Source organism: Gilliamella sp. App2-1 (genome assembly GCF_001690255.1).
Classification (GTDB): Bacteria; Pseudomonadota; Gammaproteobacteria; order Enterobacterales; family Orbaceae; genus Gilliamella; species Gilliamella apicola_G.
The window spans coordinates 1-11,971 of sequence record NZ_LZGR01000012.1 but is presented as its reverse complement, the minus strand read 5'-3'; the positions used below and the strand labels follow the sequence as shown (position 1 = coordinate 11,971).

The 11,971-nt window shown below is 37.7% G+C and carries 12 protein-coding genes; 11 read left to right on the top strand and 1 reads right to left on the bottom strand.

The window, feature by feature from the left end:
* Positions 1–38 precede the first annotated feature (38 nt).
* Positions 39–509, bottom strand: a complete 471-nt coding sequence (locus A9G22_RS11010) for a DDE-type integrase/transposase/recombinase (RefSeq protein ID WP_335339972.1) — start codon at positions 507–509, stop codon at positions 39–41.
* A 350-nt stretch (positions 510–859) separates the two neighbouring features.
* On the opposite strand from A9G22_RS11010, the gene A9G22_RS00920 reads away from it, so the two are divergent.
* From A9G22_RS00920 to A9G22_RS00870, 11 genes are all read left to right on the top strand, one after another.
* Positions 860–1,381 (top strand): hypothetical protein, encoded by a 522-nt coding sequence (locus tag A9G22_RS00920; protein ID WP_075508161.1) that lies wholly within the window; start codon positions 860–862, stop codon positions 1,379–1,381.
* 100 nt (positions 1,382–1,481) lie between these two features.
* Positions 1,482–5,399: a toxin VasX gene (locus tag A9G22_RS00915; RefSeq protein WP_335339971.1), complete on the top strand. Its 3,918-nt coding sequence runs from the start codon at positions 1,482–1,484 to the stop codon at positions 5,397–5,399.
* A gap of 16 nt (positions 5,400–5,415) precedes the next feature.
* Entirely contained in the window at positions 5,416–6,240 is an 825-nt protein-coding gene (locus A9G22_RS00910; protein ID WP_075508159.1) for a DUF6708 domain-containing protein, read from the top strand.
* 22 nt (positions 6,241–6,262) lie between these two features.
* Positions 6,263–6,991 carry a hypothetical protein gene (locus tag A9G22_RS00905; protein ID WP_075508158.1) on the top strand — a complete coding sequence of 243 codons (729 nt, stop codon included), beginning with the start codon at positions 6,263–6,265 and terminating at the stop codon, positions 6,989–6,991.
* Positions 6,992–7,036: 45 nt separating this feature from the next.
* Positions 7,037–7,450 (top strand): hypothetical protein, encoded by a 414-nt coding sequence (locus tag A9G22_RS00900; RefSeq protein ID WP_075508157.1) that lies wholly within the window; start codon positions 7,037–7,039, stop codon positions 7,448–7,450.
* 18 nt (positions 7,451–7,468) lie between these two features.
* Positions 7,469–8,293, top strand: coding sequence for a DUF6708 domain-containing protein (locus tag A9G22_RS00895; protein WP_075508156.1), 825 nt, complete (start codon positions 7,469–7,471; stop codon positions 8,291–8,293).
* An 82-nt stretch (positions 8,294–8,375) separates the two neighbouring features.
* Positions 8,376–9,200 carry a DUF6708 domain-containing protein gene (locus A9G22_RS00890; protein ID WP_075508092.1) on the top strand — a complete coding sequence of 275 codons (825 nt, stop codon included), beginning with the start codon at positions 8,376–8,378 and terminating at the stop codon, positions 9,198–9,200.
* 82 nt (positions 9,201–9,282) lie between these two features.
* The gene (locus A9G22_RS00885) at positions 9,283–9,810 is read left to right on the top strand and encodes a DUF6708 domain-containing protein (protein WP_075508155.1); all 528 of its coding nucleotides are present in this window, start codon (positions 9,283–9,285) and stop codon (positions 9,808–9,810) included.
* Positions 9,792–10,106, top strand: a complete 315-nt coding sequence (locus tag A9G22_RS00880; protein ID WP_075508154.1) for a DUF6708 domain-containing protein — start codon at positions 9,792–9,794, stop codon at positions 10,104–10,106. The genes A9G22_RS00885 and A9G22_RS00880 overlap by 19 nt, the downstream gene beginning before the upstream one ends.
* A 22-nt stretch (positions 10,107–10,128) precedes the next feature.
* Positions 10,129–11,316 carry a hypothetical protein gene (locus A9G22_RS00875; protein ID WP_075508153.1) on the top strand — a complete coding sequence of 396 codons (1,188 nt, stop codon included), beginning with the start codon at positions 10,129–10,131 and terminating at the stop codon, positions 11,314–11,316.
* A gap of 16 nt (positions 11,317–11,332) precedes the next feature.
* Positions 11,333–11,971: DUF6708 domain-containing protein (locus A9G22_RS00870; protein ID WP_075508152.1), on the top strand; the 639-nt coding region annotated here is incomplete at its 3' end.

Here is an 11,971-nt window from a genome sequence, read left to right as displayed (position 1 = left end):
AAATTCGCTTGTTATGTGCCTTGCTAAAGTGTAAATAATTAGGGAATACAATGAATGTTGATTATGGGAAGACGACATTTGTAATGGGTAGTGGAGAGCGATACTGATCCTCGCCAAAATATTAAACAGTGCCCACCTCTATCGTTTTGGTAGTATTGTTGTTCATATTGTTCAAGCGATATCCAGCCGTTGGCTGAATGACAATGAATACGATTATAATAAATTTCAATATATTCAAATAGTGCTTTATTAGCCAACATCCTCGTTTTGTAGTAACAACCATGAATAATATGGGTTTTGAGTGTATGAAAAAAACTTTCAACGACCGCATCATCAAAGCAGTTTCCTCTTCGACTTATACTTTGCCTTAGGCCATATTGTAACAATAGCTGTTTGAAAACAGCACTGCAATATTGGCTACCTTGGTCACTATAAATGAGTACATCTTTAGGAAAGTGACGCTGAAACAAAGTTTGCTTTAATGTATTACAGACTAAATGATGGTCTATGTAAGTAGTTCCTATAATTTACCTTTTGTTTTATTATTTTTCTTTCGATTTGCGCTGAGTGATGTCATCTTTTGGGTAAAGTTAACAACTTCAAAAAATTTTAATTGTTAAAGTATCACATTGCTTAAATCGCTTTTTAAATAAAGACGTTAAGCCGCTACCATATACTCGTTTAGCTAACAGATATTATTGTTATTAAGTAAAGGTATTGATTAAAAAGGTTAACTTTGCGTTAAAATAGTTTATACTCTGTTCGCATTATCGTTTATGCTTAAAACAAGACTATAAATAACGATAAGCGAATAACCTCATTAGCAATCCATGGATTTTAGGGAAAATAGGAAAACAATATGGCGAATGGCTTTAATCGCCTTTTTGGACAATTAGGTAAAGGATTGATTGACGGATTAATGGCGGGTTTAGGCTGCATTAGCCATAACGGCTATACCTTAACCGTTGAGGGGCTGCGCTCGTCGATTTCGGTTTGGTATGTTGACGGTGATGAGTGGTTAAATCAGCCTTGGCGTTATGTGATTACTTCTACTCGTTACGATAAAGCCTTATCCATTGAGGCGACTCTCAATCAAAAAGCCAGTTTTTCTTTTCATTCAGCTAGCTATCAAACCTTAATGTCAACAATCTCCGCGTTAAGTAACTTCCTATCGGTCAATGATAAACCGTCTTTGTATGAGGCAATAACCGTATTAAGTCCGTTATCGCTCAATAAAGTGTCACTGAATTCAATAAGCTCATTATCACAAGATTCATTATTGAATCTATTTGCTGCAAAGAGACTCACTCAGGTATTCCACACCGCTTTAGATGATGAACTCAGCCTATACCCGACATTGATTAACCTTAAAAGCCAATAGATTCCTTTTGAAAAATCACAAAAATCGATAAAACAAGAATTGAAGAATTAAAGAATTAAAGAGCGTAAGATGCAAAAAATAGCCAACATCGCGATACAATATAAAAACGAAGCAGCCGGTCGTTGCCTGTGAACGAACAGGAGCACCGGTCTTTTTATTGCGTCAAGCCGTGATAAAAACAAAATTCAATAAAATAAAAGAGGTTAACCGTACTTATCAAGAACTGGCAGATTATACTAAAACATTAGATTTTAAACATCGTATGCCAGATGAAGCATTAGAATATTATGACTATGTATTTCGCACTTTGCGTAACGGTTATGTTTATGTGATGCAACAACAAGGTGATGATATTGAGAGCCGAATAATTGACGCATATGAATTCATTGACGGGGCACTACGTTTAAAAGATGCCCACGAACTGCCCCATACCCAGCCAAGACCATTATCAAAAGCGTGTAAAGAGGCCTGCCACTCCATTCCAGCCTCGTTTATTCATCTTGATGATAAGCGCTTTACGCAAGCGTGGGTGGCTTATTCTTCACAACCTTGGCCCAAAAAGACCCTCGACGATTATCTCAAAGAACAAGATAGCCAAGTGTTATCGCGTTTTACCAAAATTGATATACAAAAACTCAAAGACTCACCGTCTGAGGCAACCGGTAACCGAGCGGTGCCGTTTAAAGATATTTTTGGTTATAGTCATGAACATGATGATAATGATAAAAGCAAAGTGCTCGAGTTTCGTTTTGGAGAGCAAGGTCTGGAGAATTTTAAATCGGCCCATCCATTTAAAAGTTTTGCAGAGCAAAAACACCGATTTGCCAGTCATGTTAACCGATTATACCAAGGTGACAGGGCTATTTCTTGCGGGGTCGTATTAGAAGACACTTTCGGTATCGCCGAAGAGCTTAACTCGCAACGGGTATCACAGTTACATATCTTTTGCAGTGATGCGCCAAAACAAGCCAAACCATTATCATCTTTTGATGGTGACGAAGCCAAAGTCTATCAACAGCGTGGTGAACAGATGTATAACCGTATTAATCCTCGTTTAAAACGTCTGTTTAATTATTATCAACCTGATATGTTTAAAAAGCGCACGATTTTACAGTTTATAGAGAATTATCGAACTTCAATTGAAGAGGCTTACGACACCGAAATTGCCCGGTTACAAGAACACTATGACTACCTAAAAGATATTGATGCTGCCTATGACTCCGGTGATGAATTTTTACGAAAAGTCGAATATAAAATTAAAGACACCGAGTCAGAAAAGGCCAAAAAAATTGAAAAAATAAACCAGCAGATTAATCAGGGTGAAGTTAAGAAATTTAAAGAAGAATTAGAAACCGAATTTAAAGAAATAACTCGATATTATCAAGAGTGGTCACAAGACTATTTTACTTATGTTCGTTGGTTATTTGGCGAGGCAAAATTTATCTCGCAATACAGCAAAATAAAACCGAGTTCTTTTAATCAAACGCATTTTTGGCAGAAAGAGTTTGATTTTTCAAACGATACAAGCGCGCTCATTCATATAAAAGAAATTATCCAAATCCTGATTGATTCAACCCATGCAGAAGTGCGTCTTGACGAAGATAACGCCCTATGGGACGAGCTATTAAGTAATCCTGCCAGTATTTTTTATGTAATAGAGCATAAAAATAACCCAGGGATTGATCTTGATGCGCTGGCATTTATCGATTTAGACAGCGATACACCCGTAAAATGGCGTGATATTATCGACAAATCAACGGGTTTTGCTTCTGCTTATAATACACATCAAGCGCAAAAGACTCAAAACACGCCAACCGATAAAGAAAAAGAACTGCAAAAGGCAAAAGCGCGTGTTGAGCTGGATATTGAAAAAAAACAGCAAGAGATTAATGCTAAACAAGAGGAGTTAAACAAAAATCGACAATATAACCCACAAGAGCATAGCAGGCTACAAAAAATAAGAGATCAAAAAATAAAAGAGCTCAAGCAATTAAAAGCGTTTTTGGCCTCGATTGACCGCAAACTTGCTGAAATGGCAAATTCCCCCAGTGCTGTGACCCATGTCGACAAAAATCGATACCTGCATCAACTTGCACTCAAAAAATACACTGTATTAAAAACCAATAAACAGCACCAACCGATTAAACCACGTTTAAAACTGCTTGATACGCTCGCTTATTTGGGGGATTTGGGTGGGTATCCCGTTGAGTTTGCTATGCAAGTGAGGCAAGATAAAATCCGACAGATTTATGCACTATTAACCCAATTACAAGGGAGTTTTTTCCGTGAAAATAGTTTAACCAGCCAAGAAGTGGCGTTTTTAGAAAAATTTGATGTCACCGATCCAAAATATGACGTGGGCTCAAAAAAACCAACAACTAAAAAGCTTAAATTTACACTTTGCTTTCCCGACGAGGCAAGTAAAGCGCTGGTTGTTAATTTTTTAAAAAATAAAGAGATACTTAATCCCAATGATTTCAAAAACTTTTTAACCAGCAACATGGCAGATTATGTCACGTTAGTCAACCGTACTACCGTATTACAAGACAAAATTGACAAAGTCAATCAACAAAAATCTAGCAACGACGAAGCGATTAACGAATCGAACGAAAAGAAAAGAGAAGATAAAATCAAACAGCGCGAGATAAACCGCGAAACCGAAGCGATGAATCAACGCGAAATGGAAAAAGCGAAAATTGATGAAAAACTATCAACGCATGAACAAGTAAAAATAACCCGCCAAAATGCAAAAGCGGCTAAGCTTAGCTATGGTGCCAATGCAATATCGGGCGTTATCAGCATGTTAAATATTTACGATAACCTAAAAGAGTGGGACACCGTTAAAGAAGGCGAAAGCCAAGCTAAAAAAATGCGCCAACTGGCGATTGACTTAGGCTCGTTAGCATTATTAAGTGTTGATAGCGTTGCCCTATACCGTGACATCAAATTAAAAATGCAGTTAGTCAAAGCCATGCGATCGCGGGTTGCAACGACATTAATACCCGAAATCGAAGCGAAACTGACATTAAATACCTTGATTTCTAAAACCGTAGCCAAAGCTTTTGCTACCATAACTATTTTTGAAGCCTTAGGTGAATTAAAAAGTGCCTTGGGGATGTGGAATATGGAAGATAAAAAATATTTCATGGCTAGAGTTGGTGGAGCTGTATTATTAGGAGCTAGCGCTATATTTTTATTAGCCAGTTCAGGTTTTGTAATAGGCTTTGGCGTTATATTCTCATTAGTGGGGTTATACCTAATTGCTTTGAGTAAAGAATACGATAATTTTACCCTTATCGATCACTGGTTAAACCGTTGTTATTTTGGGGTGCAAAAAGAGTTTGCCTATTTGGGGTACGACGCTTATCACGAAGAGCAAAAGACATTTGTCGGTTTTGGTCATTCGGTGAATGACTATTTGGTTGCGGTGTCAGGCATTGAAACTTTTATCATCTTTAAAAAACCAAGTTCATTTAGTGGGATGAAGCTATATCATCGTCACCTCTATTTTTATTTAACATACCCAAACTGCGCTGCTATTGCCCAAAAGCCGTTACAGGCTTCAGTTAAATTAGTTGGCAAGAATGGGCAAAGTTATGAGGATATGATTGAATCTCGCTTTAATATCAGTTTAACAGGGGTAAATCACGACTCAGGAGAGGCGCACTCCCCAATCCACCTAAACGAAGATAAAGCCAAAGAAACCCTAAAAATCACCGAATATGTCACCACCGATAAAAACTACTTTATCAACCGCTATGAAACAAAAACCTTTAAAACCCTCACTCAGGGCAAAGCGGTATGGCAATCTAATTTTACCGATATTGAAAAAATCGAAGTAAAAGAGCCCGATCCTAACCAGCCAGAAAGTCACCTAACGGTAATAACCTGGGTAGCGGGCACCTTTGCTTATGATCTAATAAATAACTATCAAATCAATATCAGCCCTAATGCACAAGATGATGACGAAATTCCACTTATCATTAACCGAAGCAGTAACCAATTTCATGAAGAATAAATAAAAGGAGAATAAAATGCCATCAAAATACCGTCCACAAATTTTTGGTTGGTTTGGGGATCTAGATAAAGGTCCTTATAGTGTACCCCTGCATGACGATCGCTTAAGCTATGCCAATAATAACTATTGTGCCTTTATTCGTCAAATTCCCTCAGATCTGATTTTTTATACCTGTCTCTATTTTGTTGCTATTATTTTGGGAAGTATATTAATAGTCGGATCTTGTACATTTATTATGGATTATGATCACCCTTATAACGGTAGCATGCTTTGTTTTATAGGAGTTGTTGGCGTTATTACCTGTTGTGCCGCTTTATATCTATCCATTCCTGAATTTTATCAAAATGCTTTCTCCCGTTGTGGCAGTCCCATTATATTTAACCGTAAAACGGGTAAAGTCTATGTTAACGAAAGTGACTTTTTTAACTTTAAAATATTACGCCATCCTGCAGTATTTTTACAACCAAAAAAACGCCGTATCAAAGAGTATGATTGGGATGATTTGCATGGTGTTATTATCCATAATATGTCGCGTAATGCCTTAACCTCGACCGTGCTAATGGTATGCCAACCCGGTACGCATCAAGTGATTGATCATATTATGTTAGATCCTATTCGAGCTGGCGCAGGGAGTACATTTGTTTGGGGTTGGATCAATAGTTTTATGGTGTATTATAAATCTGCCAATATCGATGATGGCGAATATAAATCAGATCAAGAAGCGGCATTTAAAGCCCATAGGATTGACGGTCAAGACTGGCCCGAATGGATGGTAGAAGCATTTAATGCCACATCATTAGAAGAGTTAGCTGAAATTAAACAACGGCACAATATAAGCTAATAATATAAATATAATCAAAATAATGGACACCGTTAAAGAAGGCGAAAGTCAAGATAAAAAAATGCGCCAACTGGCGATTGACTTAGGCTCGTTAGCATTATTAAGTGTTGATAGCGTTGCCCTATACCGTGACATCAAATTAAAAATGCAGTTAGTCAAAGCCATGCGATCGCGGGTTGCAACGACATTAATACCCGAAATCGAAGCGAAACTGACATTAAATACCTTGATTTCTAAAACCGTAGCCAAAGCCTTTGCTGCTATAACTATTTTGGATGCCTTAGGTGAGTTAAAAAGTGCCTTGGGGATGTGGAATATGGAAGATAAAAAATACTTTTTTTATAGAGTTATAGGATCTTTATCCTTAGGTTTTGGTGCTATATTTTTATTAGCTAGTTCAGGCTTTGTGATAGGATTGGGTGTTGCATTATCATTGTGGGGGTTATATTTAATTGCTTTGAGTAAAGAATATGATAATTTTACCCCTATCGATCACTGGTTAAACCGTTGTTATTTTGGGGTGCAAAAAGAGTTTGCTTTTTTGGGGTACGGCGCTTATCACGAAGAGCAGCACTCATTTGTCGGTTTTGGGCATTCGGTGAATGATTATTTGGTTGCCTTGTCGGGCATTGAAACTTTTATCCTCTTTAAAAAACCAAGTTCATTTAGTGGGATGAAGCTATATCACCGCCACCTCTATTTTTATTTAACATATCCAAACTGCGCTGCTATTGCCCAAAAGCCGTTATAGGCTTCAGTTAAATTATTTGGTAAAAATGGGCAAAGTTATGAGGATATGATTGAATCTCGCTTTAATATCCGTTCAACAGGGGTAAATCACAACTCAGGAGAGGCGCATTCCCCAATCCACCTAAACGAAGATAAAGCCAAAGAAACCCTAAAAATCACAGAGTATGTGACCCTCGACAAAGGTTATTTTATGGATCACTATGAAGCAAAAACCTTTAAAAACCTCACTCAGGGCAAAGCGGTATGGCAATCTAATTTTACCGATATTGAAAAAATCGAAGTAAAAGAAAGCGATCCTCATCAGTCAGATAGCCACCTAACGGTGATAACATGGGTCGCGGGCACCTTTGCTTATGATCTAGTAAATAGCTATCAAATCAATATCAGCCCTAATGCACAAGATGATGACGAAATCCCACTTATCATAAATCGCAGCAGCAACCCATTTCACGATGAATAAATAAAAAGGAGAGTCATCATGCCATCAAAATACCGTCCACAAATTTTTGGTTGGTTTGGCGATCTGGATAAAGGTCCACGTTTAGTACCCCTGCATGACGATCGCTTAAGCTATGCCAATAATAACTATTGTGCCTTTATTCGTCAGGATCTCAATGATCAGATTTTTTATGCTTGCCTTTATTTTGTTGCTACTATTTGCGGAAGTGGAATTATCATTGGATCTATTTGGTTAATTGTTCATCATGATAACTCTAAAATAGAATTTGTTGATATAGTAGTAATTTTGAATTTTATTACATGCTGTCTCGGTATGTATTATGTTATTCCCCAAGTGTATCATTATCTATTTTCCCGTCGTGGCAGTCCCATTATATTTAACCGTAAAACGGGTAAAGTCTATGTCAACGAAAGTGACTTTTTTAACTTTAAGTTTTTACGGCATCCGGCGGTATTTTTACAACCGAAAAAACGCCGTATAAAAGAGTATGATTGGGATGATTTGCATGGTGTTATTATCCATAATATGTCGCGTAATGCCTTAACCTCGACCGTACTAATGGTGTGCCAACCCGGTACGCATCAAGTGATTGATCATATCATGTTAGATCCTATTCGAGCAGGCGCAGGGAGTACATTTGTTTGGGGTTGGATCAATAGTTTTATGTTTTTTTGTGATGTTGCCAATATCGATGACGGCGAATATAAATCAGATCAAGAAGCGGCATTTAAAGCCCATAGGATTGAAGGGCAAGGCTGGCCAGAATGGATGATTGAAGCGTTTAATGCCACATCATTAGAAGAGTTAGCTGAAATTAAACAACGGCACAATATAACGGAATAGCTAAGATAATGACGAAATCCCACTTATCATAAATCGCAGCAGTAACCCATTTCACGATGAATAAATAAAAAGGAGAGTCATCATGCCATCAAAATACCGCCCACAAATTTTTGGTTGGTTTGGCGATCTAGATAAAGGCCCTTATAGTGTGCCCCTGCATGATCGTCGCTTAAGCTATGCCAATAATAACTACTGTGCCTTTATTCGTCAGGATCTCAATGATCAGATTTTTTATGCTTGCCTTTATTTTGTTGCTATTATTTGTGGGAGTGGAGCTATCATTGGATGTCTTTGGTTGTTGGTACACCATGATAGCTCTAAAATAGAATTTATTGATATAGTAGTAATTTTGGGTTTTATTATCTGTTGTCTCGCTATGTATTATGTTATTCCCCAAGTGTATCATTATCTATTTTCCCGTCGTGGTAGTCCCATTATATTTAACCGTAAAACGGGTAAAGTCTATGTCAACGAAAGTGACTTTTTTAACTTTAAGTTTTTACGGCATCCTGCGGTATTTTTACAACCGAAAAAACGCCGTATAAAAGAGTATGATTGGGATGATTTGCATGGTGTTATTATCCATAATATGTCGCGTAATGCCTTAACCTCGACCGTATTAATGGTGTGCCAACCGGGAACGCATCAAGTGATTGATCATATCATGTTAGATCCCATTCGAGCCGGCGCAGGGAGCACATTTGTTTGGGGTTGGATTAATAGTTTTATGGTCTTTTATAAATCAGCCAATATCGATGATGGCGAATATAAATCAGATCAAGAAGCGGAATTTAAAGCCCATAGGATTGACGGTCAAGGCTGGCCAGAATGGATGATTGAAGCGTTTAATGCCACATCATTAGAAGAGTTAGCTGAAATTAAACAACGGCACAATATAACGGAATAGCTAAGATAATGACGAAATCCCACTTATCATAAATCGCAGCAGTAACCCATTTCACGATGAATAAATAAAAAGGAGAGTCATCATGCCATCAAAATACCGTCCACAAATTTTTGGTTGGTTTGGCGATCTAGATAAAGGCCCTTATAGTGTGCCTCTGCATGATCGTCGCTTAAGCTATGCCAATAATAACTACTGTGCCTTTATTCGTCAGGATCACAATGATCAGATTTTTTATGCTTGCCTTTATTTTGTTGCTATTATTTTGGGAAGTATATTAACTGTTGGTACTTTTATAATGATTTTCTGGTTCAATGACTCTGAAATTGGTGACAAACTAACAATAATAGGTGTAATTGGCTTTATTACCTGTTGTGCCGCTTTATATCTATCCATTCCTGAATTCTATCAAAATGCTTTCTCTCGTCTTGGTAGTCCCATTATATTTAACCGTAAAACGGGTAAAGTTTATGTTAACGAAAGTGACTTTTTTAACTTTAAAGTATTACGGCACCCGGCGGTATTTTTACAACCGAAAAAACGCCGAATAAAGGAGTATGATTGGGATGATTTGCATGGGTTATTATCCATAATATGTCGCGTAATGCCTTAACCTCGACCGTATTAATGGTGTGCCAACCCGGCACGCATCAAGTGATTGATCATATTATGTTAGATCCTATTCGAGCCGGCGCAGGGAGCACATTTGTTTGGGGTTGGATTAATAGTTTTATGGTCTTTTATAAATCAGCCAATATCGATGATGGCGAATATAAATCAGATCAAGAAGCGGCATTTAAAGCCCATAGGATTGACGGTCAAGGCTGGCCAGAATGGATGATTGAAGCGTTTAATGCCACATCATTAGAAGAGTTAGCTGAAATTAAACAACGGCACAATATAAGCTAATAATATAAATATAATCAAAATAATGGACACCGTTAAAGAAGGCGAAAGTCAAGATAAAAAAATGCGCCAACTGGCGATTGACTTAGGCTCGTTAGCATTATTAAGTGTTGATAGCGTTGCCCTATACCGTGACATCAAATTAAAAATGCAGTTAGTCAAAGCCATGCGATCGCGGGTTGCAACGACATTAATACCCGAAATCGAAGCGAAACTGACATTAAATACCTTGATTTCTAAAACCGTAGCCAAAGCTTTTGCTACCATAACTATTTTTGAAGCCTTAGGTGAATTAAAAAGTGCCTTGGGGATGTGGGATATGGAGGATAAAAAATACTTTGTTTATAGAGTCATGGGTTCTGCAACCTTAGGTATTGGCGCATTTTTATTATTATTTGAAAGTGGATTGGTTATAGCGGTTGGTGTTGCGTTATTAGTTTCGAGTTTATACTTAATCGCTTATAGCAAAAAATACGATGATTTTACTCCTATCGATCACTGGTTAAATCGTTGTTATTTTGGGGTGCAAAAAGAGTTTGCCTATTTGGGGTACGACGCTTATCACGAAGAGCAAAAGACATTTGTCGGTTTTGGGCATTCGGTGAATGACTATTTGGTTGCGGTGTCGGGCATTGAAACTTTTATCATCTTTAAAAAACCAAGTTCATTTAGTGGGATGAAGCTATACCACCGCCACCTCTATTTTTATTTAACATACCCAAACTGCGCTACTATTGTCCAAAAGCCGTTACAGGCTTCAGTTAAATTAGTTGGCAAGAATGGGCAAAGCCATGAGGATTTGATTGAATCTCGCTTTAGTATTAGTTTAACAGGGGTAAATAAAGACTCAGTAGAGGCGCATTCCCCAATCCACCTAAACGAAGATAAAGCCAAAGAGACCCTAAAAATCACCGAATATGTCACCACCGATAAAAACTATTTTATCGACCATTATGAAGCAAAAACCTTTAAAACCCTCACTCAGGGCAAAGCGGTATGGCAATCTAATTTTACCGATATTGAAAAAATCGAAGTAAAAGAAAGCGATCCTAACCAGCCAGAAAGTCACCTAACGGTAATAACCTGGGTAGCGGGCACCTTTGCTTATGATCTAGTAAATAGCTATCAAATCAATATCAGCCCTAATGCACAAGATGATGGCGAAATCCCACTTATCATTAACCGCAGCAGTAACCAATTTCATGAAGAATAAATAAAAGGAGAATAAAATGCCATCAAAATACCGTCCACAAATTTTTGGTTGGTTTGGCGATCTGGATAAAGGTCCACGTTTAGTGCCCCTGCATGACGATCGTTTAAGCTATGCCAATAATAACTATTGTGCCTTTATTCGTCAAATTCCCTCAGATCTGATTTTTTATACCTGTCTCTATTTTGTTGCTATTATTTTGGGAAGTATATTAATAGTCGGATCTTGTACATTTATTATGGATTATGATCACCCTGATAGCGGTAGCATGCTTTGTTTTATAGGAGTTGGTGGCGTTATTACCTGTTGTGCCGCTTTATATCTATCCATTCCTGAATTTTATCAAAATGCTTTCTCCCGTTGTGGCAGTCCCATTATATTTAACCGTAAAACGGGTAAAGTCTATGTTAACGAAAGTGACTTTTTTAACTTTAAGTTTTTACGGCACCCTGCGGTATTTTTACAACCGAAAAAACGCCGAATAAAAGAGTATGATTGGGATGATTTGCATGGTGTTGTTATTCATAACATGTCGCGTAATGCCCTAACCTCGACCGTGCTAATGGTGTGCCAACCTGGCACCCATCAAGTGATTGATCATATTATGTTAGATCCTATTCGAGCTGGCGCAGGGAGTACATTTGTTTGGGGTTGGATC